Below are 18,787 nucleotides of genomic sequence, written 5' to 3'. Positions count from 1 at the left end.
GGGAATCAGGTGCGTTCCGACAGGCTCAAGCGTCCCGTTTCCCCGTTGGTCCGGCGCCATTCCGGGAAAAGGCAACCGGGAACAGAATTTGGGAAAGCCTACCGCAGTAGCACTGATCAAACTGCACGGGGTACACCGTCATTCTCGATCAACCTTCCTTTACGGGAACGCCGATCAGGCTCTGGTTAGCTCAGTTTTGCGCGTGATAGTCCAATGCTCCAGTCGTTTGTAGACGATCACCTTGTCGCCGATCAGATCTCCATACCGGCGACAGAAGAGGTCGAGCTGATCGCGATCGCCGACCAGTTCGACACAGATCGTCAGATGCGGATCGGCAATTTCCGAGCCGTTCTCCCGGATCGGTTCGTGATTGCTGAAGCCGTAATGGGTATTTTGCGCGACGGCGTTGATGATGCCGTCCGCCTTCGCGGTGCGAATCAGCTCGCGATAGAGCGGCTTTGCCCCCCAGAAGCGACGCGGGCCGATCTTGTCGGACGGTTTCAGATAGATGCGCAGCATCCCGACTTCGCGGTGATGGACGGTGAAACGATTGGGCATGACGGGCTTTCGACAGGAAACAGGATCAGGCGCGCGTGCGCCGGCGAGAAGCGCGGTGCGTGCGGGCATCGCGCAGGGTCGCGTCGGGTGTGAGGTGTGCGGCAGGTACCTTTGGCACAGCGACGCGCTGCGACAGGTAGATGCCGTTGTGGCCTGAGCAGAGGTAGGCGACGAAGCACGCGACTGCGATCGGCACCGTATAGGCCGCGCCGAACAACTCGATCCCCATGAACGTGCAAGCCAGCGGTGTGTTGGCCGCGCCCGCGAACAGCGCGACGAAGCCGATCGCTGCGAATAGCCCCGACGGTACTCCGAACATCGGCGCGAGCGCATTGCCGAGCGCCGCGCCGATAAAGAACAGCGGCGTGACCTCGCCCCCCTTGAAGCCCGCGCTCAGGGTCACGACGGTAAAGAGCAGCTTCAGCGCCCAGCTCCACGAGTGCGTATCGGGACCAAAGAAGCTGGCGATGGTCAGGCTGTCCGGTGTCGCGGCGAGCGTACCCAGGCCAAGATAGTCGCGGGTTCCGAGCAGCCAGACCAGCGCAATCACGGCCAGCCCGCCGATAACGGGTCGTAGTGGGCCATAGGGGATCACGCGCTTCAACCATCCGCCCAGCGCGTGATTGGCCTCGGCAAAGGTCAGCCCGGTCAGACCGAAGGCAATGCCGGCGACACCGGCCTTGGCGACGAGCAGCGCGTCGACCGGCACCAGCGCATCGACATGGTAGACGCCGTGATGAATGCCCCAGGCAAGACAGGTCCAGTCACCGACCAGCGCCGCGACCAGGCATGGCACCAGCGCGCGATACTCGACCCGACCGATCGCCAGCACCTCCAGTGCAAAGACCGCGCCCGCAATCGGCGTCCCGAAGACCGCGCCGAACCCAGCCGCGATCCCGGTCATAAGGAGGGTGCGTGTCGCTTCCGCATCCAATCTGAGCGCGCGTCCAAACCCGCTGGCAAGACTGCCGCCCAACTGCACGGCGGTGCCTTCACGTCCCGCCGATCCCCCGAACAGATGTGTCACGACCGTGCCGAAGAAGATGAGCGGAGCCATGCGCAGCGGCACGCCGCCCCCCGGTTCGTGGATTTGCTCGACGATGAGGTTGTTGCCGCCTTCGACCAAGCGCCCTGTCAGATGGTAGAGCAGTCCGACCACGAACCCGCCGATCGGCAGCAGGTAGAGCAGCCAGGGAAAGGCGAAGCGAAGCCGGGTTACGGCGTCGAGGCTCCGCAGGAAGGCCGCGCAGAGCGTTCCCACCGCTGCGGCCATCGGGACCAGGATCAAAGCCCACCGCAGTACCGACGTGGCATGGGTGCGGCGATCGCGAATGAACGCTGCCATGTTGAACTGGTCATAGAGATTGCGAAATGTCGCGCGCACGATTCCTCCTTGCTGCCTTGCGGCGCCTGGTAGGAATCATCGGCCCTTGCGAGGGCGGTTCGACCGAATGGCCCGGCGGAAATCCATCGCCGTGCCTGCGCATATGCTGTCCAACCGCGACCCGGTCAACCAACCGCAGAAGCATGAGACTATCGTTTTGGTGAGGACCGATAAAATGGCTTTGGCCACGGAATAAACCCCGACGAGCATCGTCTACGCTTTCGAGACCGATGCGCTGGAGGCTTATGCGTAGACGAGATTGGATGCTGGGTCTGACGGCTTCGGCCCTACTTACCGGCGCAGTCGCGGCCGCCCCCGCCGATGGCTACGCTACCATGATGTCTGTCGCGATGGACCGGATGATGGCGGGCATGATGGTCAAGCCGTCCGGTGACGTCGACCGCGACTTCGTGGCGATGATGCTTCCGCATCATCAGGGTGCCATCGATATGGCGGTGGCGGAGCTGCGCTACGGCCATAACGAGCAGCTCAAGCGCATCGCGCAGGAAATCATCATCGATCAGCAGCAGGAGATCGCCGCCATGAAGCTGGCGATCGGCCAGCCGCTACCGCCTTCGACGCCAGCCCCGACGCAGGGCGGCGACCACCATAGCCCTATGGAGCACTGACATGATCCGGACCATCCTGCGCTCGGCCGCCTTGCTGATGAGCGCCGCACCGGGCCTCGCCATGGCCCAGCAGGCGCCGTGGAACGCTAAGGACATGCCCGTCAGCCACCGCGACCGCGTCTATGCGTCTGAACAATTCTCCAACACGGTGTCGGTGACCGACCCGGCCGACAACCGGCTGCTCGGCGTCATCAAACTCGGCGATCCCCAGCCGATGAACTTCTCCCCGCTCTACAAGGGACAGGTGCTGGTTCACGGCCTGGGCTTCTCGCCGGACGGGAAGACCTTGGCGGTCGTGTCGATCGGATCGAACGCCGTGTCGTGGATCGACACCGCCACCAACACCGTCAAGCACACGACCTATGTCGGGCGCAGTCCGCACGAGGCGTTCTTCACGCCGGACGGCAAGGAGGTGTGGGTCACGGTCCGCGGCGAGGATTATATCGCCGTGCTCGACCCCACGACGTACAAGGAGACGGGGCGCATCAAGACGCCCGGTGGTCCGGGCATGACGATCTTCTCTCCCGATGGCCGGTACGGCTATGTCTGCTCTTCGTTCAATCCGGTATTGGCTGTGTTCGATGTCGCGACCCACGCGCAGGTCGGACAGGTGGCGCAGCCAAGCCCCTTCTGCCCCAACATCGCCGCGACGCCGGACGGCAAGCAAGTGTGGTTTACGCTGAAGGACATCGGCAAGACGGTCGCATTCGATGCTCGGCCACCCTTCGCGATCCTGAAGGTGCTGGATACCGGGCCTATCACGAACCATGTCAATTTCGCCCGCACGGCCAAGGGGCAGTTCGCGTATGTGACGGTCGGCGGAGAGAATGTGGTCAAGGTGTTCCGCACGTCCGACTTCACGCCGGTGGCAACAATTCCGGTCGGCAAGATGCCGCACGGTGTTTGGCCATCGGGCGACGGCCGGCGCGTTTATGTCGGGCTAGAGAATTCCGATGAGCTGGCCGCGATCGACACTGCCGGCAACACGGTCGTCGCTACCGTGCCGGTCGGACAGGCACCGCAGGCGATCGCCTATGTGTCGAACGCAGTTCCGACAGGCCCCGGCACCGACAATCTCCAGCCGCTCGGCACAGCGGGCAAGGCGCTGCATCTGACCATGGGGCCGATTGGCGGCAAAGGTACGGCAAGCAGCATCACCCTCTTCGACCAGGGCATCATTCAGGTCGTGCAGAGTGCCGTTACCGGTTTGCAGCCCAAGAAGCCTTACATGCTCGTACTGACCGCCAATGCGGACGGCAGCGGCGCTGTAGAGCCGCTTGCGAACTTCATGAGCAACCCGGCAGGTGCGGCGATCGTCAACGCATCGGGTCCGATCCGCCAGATCGTTCAGGGCAGGACCGCGACACCCCGGCGCTTTCTGGCGGTTGCGGAGGTGGTGAACGGCGCGCCGGGGCGCATCGTGCAGGTGCAGCGCGACTGAGATGGACCCGCTTGCCGCCGCGATCGAACCGCTGATCCCCGGGCTGCGCCGCTATGCCCGGTCGTGGTTGCGCGACCGGGTGATGGCGGATGACGTGGTGCAGGATTGCCTGGAGCGCGCGGTCGGGCGCTGGCGACAGCGACGGGGTGCGGAGGTCCGCCCGTGGGTCTATGCGATCCTGCACAATTTGTTGGTCGATCATCAGCGGCAGCATAGCCGGCGAGGTACGGCGGTTCCGCTCCACCTCGTGGACGACGCCGCGCTCGGCCGCCCGGCCGATCAGGACACAGGCCTGCACCACCGCGACCTGCTGCGCGCGCTTGATGCGTTGCCTGAAGAACAGCGAACGGTGCTGCTCCTGGTCTCGGTCGAGGGCCTGCCCTATGCGGAGGTCGCTGCCGTAGTCGGCGTGCCGCTGGGCACGGTAATGTCGCGCATATCGCGGGGGCGCGACCGTCTGGCGACCCTCCTCCGGGAGGGTGAACGGCCGCGATTGAGGAGCGTGCAATGACCAGCCCGATCGGCGAGGACGATCTGGCCGCATGGATCGATGGCAGGCTGTCGCCCGAGCGGCAGCGCCTGGTCGACGCCTATCTTGAAGGCCAGCCGGACGTGCATGCCCGTGTGCGAGAGCAGGCGGAGCAGGCGCGAGCCCTTGCATCCCTGTTCGCCCCCGTCGCGGATGAACCGATCCCGGCGACGATGCGCGTGGCAGCGATCAGGGGACGGCAACGGCAACCGCGTTGGCAGCTCGCCATCGCCGCGTCACTTCTGCTGGCGTTGGGGTTTGGCGGTGGCTGGTCGAGCGCGCGGTGGAGCGGCGAACCCCGCGCGGGCATCGCGGCGCTGGCCAACGAGGCGAGTGATAATTTCCGTGTCTATGCCGCCGACCGGATACGACCGGCGGAGATCGGCCCCGACCAGCGCGCCATGCTGATCCGATGGACCTCCGCTCGATTGGGTGAGCGCGTCACGATCCCGGACCTCAGCACGGCCGGCTATCGCTATGGCGGGGGGCGACTGGTCGCGACGCCCCACGGCCCTGCGGCACTGCTCCTCTACGACGGACCGCAAGCGTCGAAACTTGCAGTGCTGACGAGGCCCATGCAGATCGACAAGACCGCGAGCATGACCAGCACGTCCAGCGGGACCATGGGCCGGGTCACATGGGCGGTCGACGGGATCGGCTATAGTGTGGTGGGCGAGCGACCCGCGGCCGAACTGCATCCGATCGCCGATGAAGTCCGGCGTCAGGCAGATGCCGCGCTTGTGTCCTGATAGCGCCTTGCCGCCTCCCGGCGCCGACGGGCACCGGGCGGTCCAGCGCGATCACGGCTTGCGCTCGACATCCTTCCTGTCGGTCTCGGCCGGCGTCAGACGGGCTCGCTCGCGGATGCGGCGTTCCAGCGGCGCGCCGACGAACAGGACGAGCATTGCAAGGCTCACCCCGCCGATGATGAGCGGCCACACCGCCAACCCTGCTGCCGCGCCGATCGTGGCTGTCACCCAGATGCACGCGGCGGTCGCCAATCCATGCACTTCCTGACCCTGGCCGACCCGCAGCACCGCACCGGCACCGATGAAGCCGACGCCGGACAGAATGCCCTGCATCGCCCGTCCTGCGGCATCGGCGTTCACGTTCGGCAAGCCACTATGCACGATCGCCTGAACGGCGATGCAACTCGCCAGACCGACCAGACCCAGCGTCCGCAGGCCCATGATCTGCCGGTTCTCACGCGAGCGTTCCCAGCCGAGCACCATCCCGGCCGCGGTCGCCACCACCAGCCGGCCAATCGCATCGATCCAGAAAGCGACGTCCGGTGCCGCTGATGCTTCGATCATTCGACCAGCACGTGAACGTGATGCCAGGCGGTGCACAGATAGCCGGCGAAATTCCACATCGTATCCGGCCGCTCGGGCTGTCCCTGCCCGGTCTCGTCGAAGGCACGGGCGACAAGGTGCTGGCGTCCCTTGGCAAGTGTGGCGTCAAGGATCCAGCGCCGCCAGCCCCAGCGCGTCTCCGGATCATCGGCGAAGGTCGCCTGTTGCCAGTCGCGACCGCCGTTCACCGACACTTCGATCCGAGAAATACGGCGGTCATAGGCAATGGCATATCCCTCAATCCGCACCTCTCCGGCGGCCAAACTCTCGCCCGCACCGGGCGAGCAGATCGCGGCGTTGAGCGGCATGGCATTGATCGTCAGACCCTGGCTCCAGTCGACGGTGTCGCTCGTCACAGCGGCGGGGAAGAGCTTGTAGTCGTGCGCCTGGATCGGTGCCTCGGAGGGCGTTTCACGCACCTCGATCCGTGTCAGCCATTTGGCGCTGCGGACCCCGGCATAGCCAGGCACCACCATGCGGAGCGGGGCGCCATGTTCGGGCGTCAGCGGCTCGCCATTCATCGCCCAGGCGAGGAGTACGTCGGGCTCCCGCGCCTTGCTCATGGCGATCGATACCCCGAACAAGGCTTCTTCACCCTCCACGTCCACCTCGTCCGCGCCGGTGAACGCCACGAACAGCTCGGACGCATCCGGCGCGCCGACCGCATCGAGCACATCGGCCAAGCGTACGCCGGTCCACTCCGCATTGCCGATCGCGCCTACGTCCCACGGATCGCCGGAGGTGTTGGCGACCTGCTGGAGATCGGTACGCCGGTTGCCGGCGCACTGGAGAACCGCCGTTACCGTGCGCGTGGCAAACGTGCTCTTCAGTTCCTGCACCGAGAAGAAGCGGCTCGCCATGCCCCTCCCGCTCACCTCGATCCGATGATTGGCGGGCAGATCCGGCACCGGCCCGTGGCTGCGCACGTAGAACAGCGCCTGCGGCGTCAGAAACCGCTCGATCAACGCACCGGGCGTCGGCTTGGCATTGTAGGGATCAGAACTGCGCTCGATCATATCGGTCATGGACGATCAAACGTCGCGGGCACGCGTAACGCTTCAAGTCTTCGAGACCATCGCAGACGAAAGGCTGCCGACCATTCCGATATCCAGATTGGAATGACCATATCAAACGGTTGGTCGTATCGATCTAAGTACGCGATATATGATGCATGACTTTGGAGCAGCTCAGAATATTCGTCGGTGTCGCGGAGCGCGAACACGTCACCAAGGCAGCGGAGGCGCTGAACGTCACGCAGTCTGCTGCCTCCGGGGCGGTTGCGGCCCTCGAAGCGCGCTACGGCGTTCCGCTGTTCCACCGCGTCGGGCGTGGCATCCAGCTTACCGAGGCAGGCCGCGGCTTTCTGGAGGAAGCGCGCGCGGTGCTGGGGCGGGCAGCGCATGCCGAGACGATGCTCGCGGACTATGCCGGGCTCGCGCGTGGTTCGTTGCGGATCGTCGCCAGCCAGACGATCGCGAGCTATTGGTTGCCGGCAAAGCTCGCCGCCTTCCACGAACGCCACCCACAGATCGCGGTCGAGCTGGCGATCGACAACACCGAAGGCGCGGCAGCGCAGGTGTTGAGCGGCGCGGCGGAACTCGGCTTTGTCGAGGGCGAGGTGGACGAACCGGCGCTTGCCCACTGGAATGTCGGGCATGACCCAATGGTGCTGGTCGGCCGCGAGGAAGCCGAACGCATCGACGAGGCCTGGCTGCGCACTACACGCTGGATCGTCCGTGAGCAGGGATCGGGTACGCGCTCGACTTTCGAGGACGTGCTGCGAACGCGCGGGTTTGATCCGGCCCAGCTGACGATAGCGATGACGCTGCCGTCCAACGAGGCGGTGCGCACCGCCGTTGAGGCCGGTGCCGGCGTTGCCGTCTTGTCGCGATTGGTCGTCGCGCGCGCGCTCAAGGCTGGCGATCTCGTCGAGCTGCCGCTCGGGCTGCCCGACCGCGCCTTTCACGCGCTGCGCCACAAGGAACGCTATCGCACCCGCGCGGCCGACGCGCTGACGGATCTCATCAAGGAGCAGGTCGCATGACTGCCGACACGCACTCCGTTCTCAGCGGCCTCAAGCCGCTCAGCCGGCTCGATCACCCCCGCGAGATGATCCGCCAGTTCACGCCCAACTGGTTCGCCGCGACGATGGGCACGGGCATCCTTGCCCTCGCGCTGCCGCAGGTGCCCGGCATCGGGCCTTCGCTTAAACCTGTCGGCGAGGTGTTGTGGTTCTTCAATATCGCGCTCTTCGCGCTGTTCGCCGGCCTCTATGGCGCGCGCTGGGTGATGTTCGGGCACGAGGCGCGGCGCATCTTCGGGCACAACACCGTGTCGATGTTCATCGGGACCATTCCGATGGGGCTGGCGACGATCATCAACGGCTGTCTCGCCTTCGGCATCGCGCGGTTCGGAAATGGCATCGTGCCGGTCGCGCATATCCTGTGGTGGATCGACGTCGCCATGTCGCTCGCCTGCGGCGTGCTGATCCCCTACCTGATGTTTACCCGCCACGAGCACAGCCTGGACGGCATGACCGCCGTATGGCTGCTGCCGGTCGTCGCTGCCGAAGTGGCGGGCGCCAGCGGCGGGCTGCTCGCGCCGCATCTAACCGATCCCCACGCGCAGATAGTGACGCTCGCGACCTCCTATGTGCTGTGGGCCTATTCGGTGCCGGTCGCGTTTGGCATCCTCGCCATCCTCATCCTGCGCATGGCACTCCACAAGTTGCCGCATGAAAGCATGGCGGCATCTTCCTGGCTGGCGCTGGGGCCGATCGGCACGGGTGCTCTGGGCATGCTGGTGCTCGGCGCGGATGCGCCGGCGATCCTCACCGCGCACGGGCTAGCCGGCGTCGGCACCGTCGCGCAGGGGATCGGCGTTGTCGCCGGGCTCTGCCTTTGGGGTTTCGGCCTGTGGTGGCTGGCGCTCGCGACGCTTATCACCATCCGCTACTGGCGCGCGGGCGTGCCGTTCAACCTCGGCTGGTGGGGCTACACCTTCCCGCTCGGCGTCTACACCGTCGCCACCTTCCGCCTCGGCACGACGCTGAACCTTATGTTTTTCGGTATCGTCGGCACGGTGCTGACGGTTGCGCTCGCGGCGATGTGGCTGCTGGTCGGTGCCAAGACGCTAGCCGGTGCATGGCGGGGCAACCTGTTCGTCTCGCCCTGCATCGCCACCCCGAACTGATCCGCCATGATGATCGGATCAGTCGGTCCGATCACTTGCAGAATGCCCCTTCGATCCGCCAGCGTGACTGGCCACAGGAGAGCCTTGTCATGGACAATTTCGACGCCGGGCTGGCGAGTGAGACCAGCCGTCGCCGCTTCCTCAGCCATGCCGCGCTCGGCACCGCCGGCCTTGCCGCCGCGCCGGCACTGGCGCAGCAGCTCGTCGACCTGAAGCTGCCCGGCGGCAATGCCGAGCGGCCGATGACCAGCGCCTTTCCCGGCAAGGGCAGCATGATCCTCCAGCGCGTCCATCCACCCTTGCTGGAGACGCCGATGGAGGTCTTCGACAAGTCGGTGTTCACGCCCAACGACCAGTTCTTCGTCCGCTGGCACTGGGCCGACATACCGACCTCGATCGACGTCGAAAGTTTCCGCCTCAACGTCTTCGGCCACGTCAATCGGCCGCTGTCGATCAGCCTCGCTCAGCTGCTGCGCCTTCCACGGGTCGAGATGGCGGCGGTGAACCAGTGCTCGGGCAACAGCCGCGGGCTGTTCCAGCCGCGCGTCGCCGGCGCGCAATGGGGCAATGGCGCGATGGGCAACGCCAAGTGGCTCGGCGTTCGCCTGCGCGACGTGCTCGACCTCGCCGGGGTCAAGGCAGGCGCGGTGCAGGTGCGCTTCGGCGCTCTCGATCAGCCGGTCGTGGCGGGCGCTCCTGACTTCGAGAAGGCACTCGACATCGACCATGCCCGCGACGGCGAGGTCATGATCGCCTTCGGCATGAACGGCGAGCAACTGCCGCTCCTCAACGGCTTTCCCTGCCGGCTGATCGTGCCGGGCTGGTACTCGACCTATTGGGTCAAGATGCTGAACGCGATCGAGGTACTGCCCGGCCCTGACGACCAGTATTGGATGGCCAAGGCCTACAAGATCCCCGCGACACCCGGCGCGAATGTCGCGCCCGGTGCCAAGGACTTCCCGACCGTACCGATCAATCGCATGATCCCGCGTAGCTGGATGACCAGCCTGCCCGATGGTCAGGCGATCGCCTATGAAGCGTCGATCCCGGTCGGCGGCATCGCAATGGGCGGCGATTGCGGCGTCGCCAAGGTCGATGTGTCGTCGGACGGTGGCCGCACCTGGTACAGGACGACGCTCGGAGCGGACGAGGGCAGGTACAGCTTCCGGCGCTGGGACGGGCGGGTGCCGCTGAGACGCGGGCCTAACCCCATCATGGTGCGCTGCTGGAACACCAACGGTGTCGCTCAGCCGATGAAGCCGATCTGGAATCCCGGCGGGTTCATGCGCGGCAACATTGAAACCACCACCATCATCGCGGCCTGAGGAGCGAGCAAATCATGAAGACTCCGTCTCCCGGCATGATGGCTGCTGGCCTGATCGGCCTGACCGGCATCATCCTCGTCTCGATCGGCGCGCCGAGCAGCCGCAAGGCGCCCGTTCCGATCTCCGAGATGTCTGAGCCGGCGCCGGCCGCCAGCGTGTCAGCGCGCGGCTTCTCGCTTGCCTCGACCAGCGTCGACCTGCCGGCCGACGACGCGACCTACCCCGACGGTCCGCACGCCGACGTCATCAATGCCAATTGCACCTCGTGCCACTCAGCCAGCATGGCGCTGACCCAGCCTGCGCTATCGGCGGATCAGTGGAAGGCGACCGTCACCAAGATGCGTGAGGTGTATAAGGCGCCAGTGGCCGAGAAGGACGTCGATGCGATCGTTGCTTATCTCACCGCTATGCCGAGCCAGAAGGTGGCACCCGCGACCGGCAAGGCGCAGGACCCGGACCCCAAAGTGGCTCCTGATGTCTCAGGTGGAACCGGCTAACCGATCTACTTCCATAATCCCGAAATACCATCCCAATTGGGACGCTAAACGGCGCGCTGACGTGGCGTTAGCGTATATTCGGGTCCACTATATGTGACGCCCCCTCCTTGGATCGCGCGAATGGCTAAGGGCAGCGCATCGGCGACGACCACGATCTGCGGTCCCATCCAAGACGCGCGATCGTTCTCGGGGCACGTTGCCGTCCGCTGGCTGACTGATTTCTGACAGGAACCTTCCCGGGCAGGTCTCGAACGCACGAGCGGGATGCCGTCACGTCGCATCTACTGTGTGCGTCATCTCGGTCGTCCTGTTCCATCGAAGTGGAGGAGAGGGAGCCTTCGGCTTGGTGGGCCTGAGGTTCAGGCTCGCGCGACGTCGTCGACGGCGCGCCAACTCCGGATGGAGACGACCGATGATCAAGTCCGTGAAGGTCAAAAACCTTTCGCTCTCGAACGACAATGTGCGCAAGCGTGGCCGGGAGGTCGGCCTGGAGGAGCTCGCCGCCAGCATCGCTGCCAACGGCCTCCTCCAAAATCTGGTGGTGACGCCGCTCAAGAAGGCCGGCACCTTCACCGTCAAGGCCGGCGGTCGACGGCTGCGCGCCATTCAGCTGCTCATCGGGCGCGGCGCACTTGCGGCTGATCACGAGGTTCCCGTGCTCGTCCTGTCGGTTGATGATGCCGCTTCGGTCGGCGCCAGCTTGGCGGAAAACCGGCAGCGCGTACCGATGAACCCGGCTGACGACTGTCTCGCGTTCAAGCATCTCATCGATCAGCTTGGCATGACCGTCGAACAGGTCGCGATCCAGCAGGCCGTCACCGTTCGTTTCGTCGAGCAGCGCATGCGGCTCGCCGACCTCGCGCCGGCCATCTTCGAGGCCCTTGGATCGGACGAAATCGATCTCGGCGTGGCGCAGGCGTACGCCGTGACCGCCGACGTCGATCGCCAGGCGCGGGTCTTCGAGCAGATGAAGCATTCCTATTACGGCAAGCAGCCCGACAACATTCGCCGCGCGATCCTCAACGGTACCGTGCGGCCAAACGATGCCAAGGCGCGCTTCGTTGGGCGGGAAGCCTATGTCGCCGCGGGCGGCCGTATCGACGGCGATCTATTCGCGCTCGACACCGACGACGAGAACTGGACCGACGTCGACCTCCTCGAGGACTTGGCGACCAAGAAGCTCGAGGCAGCCGCGGCGGAACTCGCAGCCGCGCAGGGTCTGGCGTTCGTGACCCCGATCGCTGCCACCCACGTCCCCTATGATGTCGAGCGGCAGCTCCACGAATTCCACCCGGTTGCTCGGCCCCTCACCGACGAAGAGCAAGCCCGGATCGAGGCGCTGGGCCTCGAGAACGATGCGCTGATCGAGGCGCTGGAAACCGATCTGGCCGAGGGCACTCCCGAGGCGAACGCGGCGAACGACCGCGTTGAGACGATCGAGCGCGAAATCGCGGAGATCGACACCGCCCGCAAGACGATCGATCCGGGCGTGAAAGCGAATTTGGGCACCTTCGTCTATATCGGCGGTGACGGCGAGGCCCGCGTTCACACGCGTCTGTTCAGCGAAAAGCCGCTGGCTGACCCCCGGGCGGGTGGCGCTGCGAGCGGCAATGGCGCTGGACCAGGCGAAACCGGCAGCGGTGACGACGCCGTGGCGGACCCGTCCCCGCGGCTCAGCGCCACGCTGATCGAGGAGCTAGCCACCCAGCGTCGCCAGATCCTCGTTGCGCACGTCGCGAGCGATCCGATGATCGCGCTCGATCTGACCATCTTCCTCATGGCCCAGAGCCTCGTCTTCACGACCAGCTATGTGCGCGATCACTCGACCCTGCGTGCCGATCCCGCGCAATTTCCGATCTTCGCCTTTCGTGACGAAGCATCGATGGCCTCACAGACGATCGAGGATCAGCGTCAGCATCTCGACACGACCTGGGTCGGGCACACCACGATGTCGGAGAGGTTCGATGCTTTTCGAACGCTGCCGGACGATGCTCGTGGCGCGTGGGTGGCGTTTGCCGTGGCGCAGACCCTCGAGGCGACGCTCAACGTTGCCGATGGCGCACGCGCGAACGGTTTCCACGATCATCTTGGCCGTCTGCTCGATATCCAGGTCGCGTGCTTGTGGCGTCCCACGGCCGAGAATTACTTCGGCCGGGTGAAGAAGGACGTCATGCTCGACGCGCTGGAGGAGATCGGCGGCCCGATCCTGCGCGGGCGCTACAAGGATGCCAAGAAGGGCGAATTGGCGGCCACCTGCGCGGCACTCTGCAACGGACAGGGGATCGTCGAGGCGGAGATCCGCGAGAAGGCGACGGTCTGGCTTCCGGAGGCGATGCGCTTCGACAACGTCGAACGGCCGGAACGCGTACCCGCGCGCTCGACCTTCGTTGACGACGGTGACGCCGTCGGATCGGACGGTGACGAGCTGGACGGTGACGATCTGGATGGAAGCGAGCTGGACAGCGGTGCGAACCCGCTTGGTGACGCGCCGACACAGGAACCGGTCGACGACGATTATCCCCAGGCCGCCTGACGCCTGACAGCATGTTCGAGGAGCCTCAGGGCGGTGCTCTCTCGGGAGTACCGCCCTCCTTTTCGTGCCTCTGCGTCGTGCCGGATGCGAACCCCCGCCGACGCTCGAGCGCCCCTTTTCCAAGCCAAGGAGCCCACCCGTGGCCAAGACCACCGATGCCCCCTCCCCCGCCGAGATCATCACGGCGGCCATCATCGATCGCCTGGACGCTGGCGTGAGACCTTGGGTGAAGCCCTGGCGCCCAGGCCTTGGCGGTCGTCCTCTCCGGGTCACCGGCGAGCCTTACCGCGGGATCAATTGCTTCTGGCTGTGGCTTGTCGCGGAAGGTGCCGGATACCATTCGCGCACGTGGATGACCTTCAAACAGGCCGATGCTCTCGGCGGTAAGGTTCGGCAGGGCGAGCGATCCGAAATCGCGATCTTCTACAAGTCCTACAGCAAAGCGGTGGCCTCGAGCGTGACGGGTGTCACGACGGACGAGTTGCGACGTGTCCTTCGCAGCTATGCTGTCTTCAACGCCGATCAGATCGAAGGCCTTCCCGAGCGGTTTCACCCCACGCCGCTTTCTATCGTGCCGCCGGCCGATGCCTTGCCATCCCGCGCCCAGACCTTCGTCGAACGCCTGCCAGCCACGGTTCACATCCGCGGCGACCGCGCATTCTACGATCCGACGGCCGACAGCATCACCATGCCGCCGCCCGAGCAATTCTCCACCCGGGCTTATTGGGCATCGACCTTGGCCCATGAAGCCGGGCACTGGACCGGTCATCCCAGTCGCCTCGACCGTGCCTTCGGCAAGAAGTTCGGCGACGACGCCTACGCCTTTGAGGAACTGTGCGCCGAGATGACATCGGCGCTGCTGGGCGCCGATCTCGAGCTTCCGACCGCCCACCTCGACGATCACGCCAGCTATGTCGATGCATGGCTGCGCGTGCTGCGACGCGAGCCCCGGGCGATCATGACCGCGGCGGCGAAGGCCGAAGCCGCAGCAGGATTTCTGCTACGTGCAACCGGGCTCGGACGCCTCGACCATGCCGACGAGCCTTATCGTGAAGCGGCGTGATCGTGCCCGACAGTCCGGACCTCCGCGCCTACCGGCGCATCGTCGTGGCGTTCAGCGGTGGCAAGGACAGCCTTGCCGCCCTTCTCCATCTCCTTCACCTCGGCGTGCCGGCGGACGCGATCGAGCTCCATCATCATGACGTCGATGGTGGCGGCGCGAGCTTTATGGATTGGCCCTGCACCGCCGGATATGTCCGCGCGATCGCCGAGCATCTTGGGCTTCGCGTCTATTTCTCGTGGCGTGAGGGTGGCTTTGCACGCGAACTCGAGCGGTCGGGCGCACCCACCGCACCGGTCGTGTTCGAGACCCCGGACGGTATCGGCCGCGCCGGGGGCAATGGCCCGATCGGCACGCGCGGTCTGTTCCCGCAGACCAGCGCTGACCTTCGTGTTCGCTGGTGCAGCCCATCGCTGAAGATCGATGTCCTGGCGGCCGCCATCCGGAACCAGGACCGGTTCCTCGATGGAGCCACGCTGGTCGTGACGGGCGAGCGCGCCGCCGAAAGCCCCTGCCGCGCGCATTACCTGGCTTTTGAACCGCATCGCACGTCGAGCAGGCGACGCACAGTCGATCATTGGCGCCCCGTCCACGGCTGGACCGAGGCACGGGTCTGGGAGGCAATTGCGGATTCGTCGATCCGTCCGCACCCTGCGTACACGCTTGGCTGGGGACGTCTGTCGTGTCGAACGTGCATCTTCGGCTCGCCCGATCAATGGGCGACCGTGCGTCACGTCTTCCCTCGCGCGTTCCAGCGCGTGAAGGTGCGCGAGGCGGCCAGCGGCAAGACCATCCACCGCGCGGCTGACGTCGAAACACGTGCGGATCGTGGCTCCCCCTATTCTGCCGCGCTCGTTCATCCCGACGAGCTTTCCCAGGCCGAGGACGAGCACTGGCGCCTTCCGATCGTGATGAATCCCTGGCGGTTGCCCGCCGGTGCCTTCGGCGACCCGGCCGGCCCACCATAGCATGAATGCCTCGTATCGAACTCTGCGCCGGTCGACCGCCCCCTTTCCCAGGCCGGACGGCATGACGCCCATCTCTCCCACAAGAAAGGATGTCCCATGACTGACCGCGTTTCTGCCTCCATCACGATCGGCGGTGTCCTCGATCGCAGCACCCTGCCCGAACTCGAGTCCATCGTTCGGCACGAGGGCCTTTCGACCGATTGGGACGGCGCGCCCTTCCATCTCGCCGAGCTCGTCGACGGCAAGTCCCTCACCCTCAAGGCCCATGAAGTCGCCCGCGGCGCGTTCGAGGCGCTCGAGGCATTCTGCGTTCGGGAGACGCTGCCCTTCGTCCGGTGGTCAGGCGCCTGCCCCGGACAATGGGGTGCTGAGCGCCTCGTCTTCACCGGGAGCGGCGAGCCAACACGCTTTCCATGCGACGAGGACGATTATGTCGTCATCGGTGAAGACCATCTTCAGCGCCTCGCCACGTTCGAGGCCGCGCTGGCGTATTTCGAGGGTGCGAACTTCGTCGTGCCGCCCATCCGGCTGCGTTGAACCCGCCGGCACAAGAGGAGAGGACGCCTTCGGCCTTTGCGAGCGCATCCGCGCTCAGGAGGCTGAACCATGTTCTACGACACGACCTATCGTCATCATCAAGCCCTTCATCCTTCGGGCCTGGAAACCTTCCCCGCAGCGCTGCACGCCCTCATCACCGCCGCTGACGACTGTCGCCGCGCCGGCAAGCCGATCGCGCAGGACGCCGCAATCCTGCTTCTCAGCCGCAACCTGGCCAGCGTGATCCGGCCGATGGCGGGTCCTGATGAAGCGCTACGCCTGCGATGCGTCATCGATCGGGCGTCGATCGAGGCGTCGCCAGCGCTTCTCGAGATCGCGGGACACCATGTGGGCGGGGATCCCGCCGCCAAACGCGCCTTCCATGCGCAAGCGCGTCGCGCCGTGGCACAGCTTGCTGCCGAAATCGGGCTCGGCGCCGGCGAGGCCCGGGTCCAGACGATCGACGGCGACGATGACGACGACGGTGTCACCGAGTTGCGTCATCCCGACATCGGCATCCGCGTCGTTCCGCGCAGCTTCCTGCCCGACAGCGAGATCACCTTCCATCGCTGCCGTGGCGGCGAGCCGTCGAGCAGGGTTTTTCGCGCACCCATCGCCGAATTGCTCGACGCCCCCGCGTTTGCGCGCCGTCTCACGCTGTCGATCGGGGCGCTTCCGCCATCGTTGGAGGCTGCCGCCTGACCCTCTTGCCGATGCAATCGCCGGTCGCATCCGGCGTCAGGAGAACGATATGCCTGAACTGGTCATCACCCGGGTCTTCCGACCGGCGGAACTTGAGCCGCCAGCCCGCGACACCGCGCGTGCCTGGGCGCGCCATCACCTGGTTCCCGACGATTGGCATGAGAGCGTCTTCGAAGACTTCGAGAACGTGTGCGCCATCGTCGGCGTCGAGATCGCGACCCGCCCGGTCCGGCTCTACGGAGGAGGAACCCGGGCGGCGCCGCGCATCCTTTTTTCCGGCTTCGCCAGTCAGGGCGACGGCGCGAGTTTCGAAGGCGAGTATCGGTACGCGCGCGGGTCGAGCGCCGCCATTCGCTCCTATGCGCCTGTCGACCCTGAACTTCACCGCATCGTCGACGCGCTCGCCGCCATCCAGCGCCGCAACCTGTATCAGTTGCAAGGCACCATCCGGCAGACGGGTCGCTACTGTCACGAATATTCGATGACGATCAGCGTCGAACGTGACGGCCCGAACGGACAAGATGGGACCCCGACTGCTGAGGACGATGTCACGGAGGCGCTTCGTGACCTTGCGCGCTGGCTTTATCGCCGGCTCGAAGCCGAATACGACTTCCAGACCGCCGATCATCAGGTCGACGCGGCGCTCGAGGCGAACGACGTCACCTTCACGGCAGCTGGAGCAAAGTTCCCATGACCCGGCCACCTGTCGTCGTGGCATGGGGTGCCGGTGTCGACTCGACCGCGATGATCATCGAACTCGCCGGGCGAGAGGAGCCGATCGACATGGTCCTGTTCGCCGATCCGGGCTCGGAGAAGCGCGGCACCTATGCCTTCATTCCGCTCTTTCGTGCCTGGATGGCCGAGCGTGGCATCGCATCGGAGATCGTTCGCTATCAGCCGCGCAACTTCAAGCATTGGCCGCCCTATGCAACGATCGCCGAGAACATGCTGACCAACGCAACGCTCCCGTCGGTGGTCTTCAATCGGGGATCCTGTTCACAGAAGTGGAAGGCAAGCGCCCAGGATGCTTGGACTGCGGACTGGGAGCCTGCACGGCGATGTTGGGACGCTGGCGAACGCGTGATCAAGATGATCGGATACGACGCGTCGCCGCGGGACACGCAGCGCTACGCACACGCCGTGGAGTGCGAGGATCCGCGCTATGCCTATCGCTATCCACTGCGCGAATGGGGATGGGATCGTTCGGCATGCGAGCGACGGATCGCTGCCGCCGGTTTGCCATTGCCACCGAAGTCGAGCTGCATCCTGTTATGTTTGCAGATGGTGTCTCGTCTCACCGCAACCCTTTATTTATGGGCTACAAAATTATCCGCCGTTTGAGACGATCCGAGGCCATTGAAGCGCTCGGGACAGTTGCAAAGCGCTACTGCACTTTGCAACTGTCCCGAGCGCAACCGCCGAAGGCGGTGCGACTCGTCGCGGCGGCATCCGGAATGACTTTGCTGAGCGGAAGAAACTGACTTGCCATTGCCCGTCGGGACTTGCTGATGCGGCCTTGATCGTTGCGCCGACAGATTGGGAAATGTCTGTTACGCGCCCATTCCGGTCGCTCAGCCGATGCACCGCAATCCCCGGAAGCTGCCGACCCCGACCGATCAGTGAGCAGCAGTCTGCGAGAACACGTTCATCACGATGACACCAGTCACGATCAAACCCATTCCCGCCATTGCCGGTAAGTCCAGCTTTTGCCCCTGAATGATCCAGGCAACGGCTGCGATCAATACGATGCCGCAGCCCGACCAAATTGCGTAAGCTATCCCGGTGGGAATGGTCTTCAATGTCAGCGACAGGCAGTAGAAAGCCACGATGTACGAGAGGGCAGTGAGAAGGCTGGGCGCTAGTTTGGTGAAACCTTCGCTCTGCTTCATGAAAGTTGTGCCGATCACTTCAGACACAATCGCCACCGCGAGTAGGACGTAATTCATGTGCGCTCCGTTTTTCCTGCCGATTCCGATGAAGCCGCCCCTCGTTTCCGAGATGATTGCGCCCCTTCGTTCCGAGATGATGTCGCCCCCCCGGAGACAGGGCCGTGCTGGCTACGTCTGTTGTTATTTCGTTC

At 65.1% G+C, this 18,787-nt stretch carries 20 protein-coding genes and 1 riboswitch; of the genes, 15 read left to right on the top strand and 5 right to left on the bottom strand.

The window, feature by feature from the left end; translation table 11 throughout:
- Positions 1-174: 174 nt before the first annotated feature.
- Both ACP7A3_RS20175 and ACP7A3_RS20170 read right to left on the bottom strand, forming a co-directional pair.
- On the bottom strand, positions 175-558 hold the full coding sequence (locus ACP7A3_RS20175) for a DUF190 domain-containing protein (protein ID WP_116462975.1): 384 nt from the start codon (positions 556-558) through the stop codon (positions 175-177).
- 25 nt (positions 559-583) lie between these two features.
- Positions 584-1,942: a voltage-gated chloride channel family protein gene (locus ACP7A3_RS20170; protein ID WP_116462976.1), complete on the bottom strand. Its 1,359-nt coding sequence runs from the start codon at positions 1,940-1,942 to the stop codon at positions 584-586.
- 23 nt (positions 1,943-1,965) lie between these two features.
- A riboswitch (Fluoride riboswitch) is annotated at positions 1,966-2,042 on the bottom strand.
- A 163-nt stretch (positions 2,043-2,205) separates the two neighbouring features.
- Here ACP7A3_RS20170 and ACP7A3_RS20165 point away from each other — a divergent pair.
- The 4 genes from ACP7A3_RS20165 to ACP7A3_RS20150 are packed head-to-tail and all read left to right on the top strand — an operon-like array spanning position 2,206 to position 5,290.
- A complete protein-coding gene (locus ACP7A3_RS20165; protein WP_219994278.1) occupies positions 2,206-2,571 on the top strand; it encodes a DUF305 domain-containing protein in 366 nt (121 codons plus the stop codon).
- 1 nt (position 2,572) lies between these two features.
- On the top strand, positions 2,573-4,012 hold the full coding sequence (locus ACP7A3_RS20160) for a YncE family protein (protein ID WP_043061556.1): 1,440 nt from the start codon (positions 2,573-2,575) through the stop codon (positions 4,010-4,012).
- 1 nt (position 4,013) lies between these two features.
- On the top strand, positions 4,014-4,523 hold the full coding sequence (locus ACP7A3_RS20155; protein WP_007406239.1) for an RNA polymerase sigma factor: 510 nt from the start codon (positions 4,014-4,016) through the stop codon (positions 4,521-4,523).
- Positions 4,520-5,290 carry an anti-sigma factor family protein gene (locus ACP7A3_RS20150; RefSeq protein WP_007406229.1) on the top strand — a complete coding sequence of 257 codons (771 nt, stop codon included), beginning with the start codon at positions 4,520-4,522 and terminating at the stop codon, positions 5,288-5,290. The genes ACP7A3_RS20155 and ACP7A3_RS20150 overlap by 4 nt, the downstream gene beginning before the upstream one ends.
- 51 nt (positions 5,291-5,341) lie before the next feature.
- Here the strand turns inward: ACP7A3_RS20150 and ACP7A3_RS20145 are convergent, their stop codons facing one another.
- Positions 5,342-5,854: an MgtC/SapB family protein gene (locus ACP7A3_RS20145; RefSeq protein ID WP_007406274.1), complete on the bottom strand. Its 513-nt coding sequence runs from the start codon at positions 5,852-5,854 to the stop codon at positions 5,342-5,344.
- The gene (locus ACP7A3_RS20140) at positions 5,851-6,918 is read right to left on the bottom strand and encodes a molybdopterin-dependent oxidoreductase (protein WP_043061557.1); all 1,068 of its coding nucleotides are present in this window, start codon (positions 6,916-6,918) and stop codon (positions 5,851-5,853) included. The genes ACP7A3_RS20145 and ACP7A3_RS20140 overlap by 4 nt, the downstream gene beginning before the upstream one ends.
- A 146-nt stretch (positions 6,919-7,064) precedes the next feature.
- Between ACP7A3_RS20140 and ACP7A3_RS20135 the strand changes: the two genes are divergently transcribed.
- From ACP7A3_RS20135 to ACP7A3_RS20085, 11 genes are all read left to right on the top strand, one after another.
- Positions 7,065-7,937 carry a LysR family transcriptional regulator gene (locus ACP7A3_RS20135; protein WP_007406272.1) on the top strand — a complete coding sequence of 291 codons (873 nt, stop codon included), beginning with the start codon at positions 7,065-7,067 and terminating at the stop codon, positions 7,935-7,937.
- Positions 7,934-9,085: a TDT family transporter gene (locus ACP7A3_RS20130; protein ID WP_007406242.1), complete on the top strand. Its 1,152-nt coding sequence runs from the start codon at positions 7,934-7,936 to the stop codon at positions 9,083-9,085. The genes ACP7A3_RS20135 and ACP7A3_RS20130 overlap by 4 nt, the downstream gene beginning before the upstream one ends.
- 89 nt (positions 9,086-9,174) lie before the next feature.
- Positions 9,175-10,410 (top strand): molybdopterin-dependent oxidoreductase, encoded by a 1,236-nt coding sequence (locus ACP7A3_RS20125; protein ID WP_007406293.1) that lies wholly within the window; start codon positions 9,175-9,177, stop codon positions 10,408-10,410.
- 14 nt (positions 10,411-10,424) lie between these two features.
- Positions 10,425-10,907 carry a c-type cytochrome gene (locus ACP7A3_RS20120; RefSeq protein ID WP_007406258.1) on the top strand — a complete coding sequence of 161 codons (483 nt, stop codon included), beginning with the start codon at positions 10,425-10,427 and terminating at the stop codon, positions 10,905-10,907.
- Between the two features lie 412 nt (positions 10,908-11,319).
- Positions 11,320-13,440, top strand: coding sequence for a ParB/RepB/Spo0J family partition protein (locus ACP7A3_RS20115; protein WP_043061550.1), 2,121 nt, complete (start codon positions 11,320-11,322; stop codon positions 13,438-13,440).
- 139 nt (positions 13,441-13,579) lie between these two features.
- Complete coding sequence (locus ACP7A3_RS20110; protein WP_296744642.1) at positions 13,580-14,503, top strand: ArdC family protein; 924 nt, start codon at positions 13,580-13,582, stop codon at positions 14,501-14,503.
- Between the two features lie 2 nt (positions 14,504-14,505).
- Positions 14,506-15,468, top strand: a complete 963-nt coding sequence (locus ACP7A3_RS20105; protein WP_241769350.1) for a phosphoadenosine phosphosulfate reductase family protein — start codon at positions 14,506-14,508, stop codon at positions 15,466-15,468.
- A gap of 96 nt (positions 15,469-15,564) precedes the next feature.
- On the top strand, positions 15,565-16,005 hold the full coding sequence (locus ACP7A3_RS20100; protein WP_043061328.1) for a hypothetical protein: 441 nt from the start codon (positions 15,565-15,567) through the stop codon (positions 16,003-16,005).
- 69 nt (positions 16,006-16,074) lie between these two features.
- The gene (locus ACP7A3_RS20095) at positions 16,075-16,707 is read left to right on the top strand and encodes a hypothetical protein (protein ID WP_043061327.1); all 633 of its coding nucleotides are present in this window, start codon (positions 16,075-16,077) and stop codon (positions 16,705-16,707) included.
- Positions 16,708-16,756: 49 nt separating this feature from the next.
- Positions 16,757-17,401 (top strand): hypothetical protein, encoded by a 645-nt coding sequence (locus ACP7A3_RS20090; RefSeq protein ID WP_043061326.1) that lies wholly within the window; start codon positions 16,757-16,759, stop codon positions 17,399-17,401.
- Complete coding sequence (locus ACP7A3_RS20085) at positions 17,398-18,048, top strand: hypothetical protein (RefSeq protein WP_426256979.1); 651 nt, start codon at positions 17,398-17,400, stop codon at positions 18,046-18,048. Before ACP7A3_RS20090 ends, ACP7A3_RS20085 begins: the two co-directional genes overlap by 4 nt.
- A gap of 275 nt (positions 18,049-18,323) precedes the next feature.
- Here the strand turns inward: ACP7A3_RS20085 and ACP7A3_RS20080 are convergent, their stop codons facing one another.
- Positions 18,324-18,653 (bottom strand): SMR family transporter, encoded by a 330-nt coding sequence (locus ACP7A3_RS20080; protein WP_066675293.1) that lies wholly within the window; start codon positions 18,651-18,653, stop codon positions 18,324-18,326.
- Positions 18,654-18,787: the final 134 nt, after the last annotated feature.

Source organism: Sphingomonas sp. DC5200-1 (assembly GCF_049897245.1).
Classification (GTDB): domain Bacteria; phylum Pseudomonadota; class Alphaproteobacteria; order Sphingomonadales; family Sphingomonadaceae; genus Sphingomonas; species Sphingomonas aquatilis.
Note: the sequence above shows the minus strand (reverse complement) of the source record. Positions and strands in the feature narration are given on the sequence as shown.

Bases quoted from the DNA above. Each gene is read 5' to 3' on its own strand.
- ACP7A3_RS20175 (WP_116462975.1), bottom strand. From the start codon at position 558: ATGCCCAATCGTTTCACCGTCCATCACCGCGAAGTCGGGATGCTGCGC.
- ACP7A3_RS20150 (WP_007406229.1), top strand. From the start codon at position 4,520: ATGACCAGCCCGATCGGCGAGGACGATCTGGCCGCATGGATCGATGGC.
- ACP7A3_RS20160 (WP_043061556.1), top strand. From the start codon at position 2,573: ATGATCCGGACCATCCTGCGCTCGGCCGCCTTGCTGATGAGCGCCGCA.
- ACP7A3_RS20140 (WP_043061557.1), bottom strand. From the start codon at position 6,918: ATGACCGATATGATCGAGCGCAGTTCTGATCCCTACAATGCCAAGCCG.
- ACP7A3_RS20120 (WP_007406258.1), top strand. From the start codon at position 10,425: ATGAAGACTCCGTCTCCCGGCATGATGGCTGCTGGCCTGATCGGCCTG.
- ACP7A3_RS20125 (WP_007406293.1), top strand. From the start codon at position 9,175: ATGGACAATTTCGACGCCGGGCTGGCGAGTGAGACCAGCCGTCGCCGC.
- ACP7A3_RS20135 (WP_007406272.1), top strand. From the start codon at position 7,065: ATGACTTTGGAGCAGCTCAGAATATTCGTCGGTGTCGCGGAGCGCGAA.
- ACP7A3_RS20155 (WP_007406239.1), top strand. From the start codon at position 4,014: ATGGACCCGCTTGCCGCCGCGATCGAACCGCTGATCCCCGGGCTGCGC.
- ACP7A3_RS20130 (WP_007406242.1), top strand. From the start codon at position 7,934: ATGACTGCCGACACGCACTCCGTTCTCAGCGGCCTCAAGCCGCTCAGC.
- ACP7A3_RS20100 (WP_043061328.1), top strand. From the start codon at position 15,565: ATGACTGACCGCGTTTCTGCCTCCATCACGATCGGCGGTGTCCTCGAT.
- ACP7A3_RS20115 (WP_043061550.1), top strand. From the start codon at position 11,320: ATGATCAAGTCCGTGAAGGTCAAAAACCTTTCGCTCTCGAACGACAAT.
- ACP7A3_RS20080 (WP_066675293.1), bottom strand. From the start codon at position 18,653: ATGAATTACGTCCTACTCGCGGTGGCGATTGTGTCTGAAGTGATCGGC.
- ACP7A3_RS20090 (WP_043061326.1), top strand. From the start codon at position 16,757: ATGCCTGAACTGGTCATCACCCGGGTCTTCCGACCGGCGGAACTTGAG.
- ACP7A3_RS20085 (WP_426256979.1), top strand. From the start codon at position 17,398: ATGACCCGGCCACCTGTCGTCGTGGCATGGGGTGCCGGTGTCGACTCG.
- ACP7A3_RS20095 (WP_043061327.1), top strand. From the start codon at position 16,075: ATGTTCTACGACACGACCTATCGTCATCATCAAGCCCTTCATCCTTCG.
- ACP7A3_RS20145 (WP_007406274.1), bottom strand. From the start codon at position 5,854: ATGATCGAAGCATCAGCGGCACCGGACGTCGCTTTCTGGATCGATGCG.
- ACP7A3_RS20165 (WP_219994278.1), top strand. From the start codon at position 2,206: ATGCTGGGTCTGACGGCTTCGGCCCTACTTACCGGCGCAGTCGCGGCC.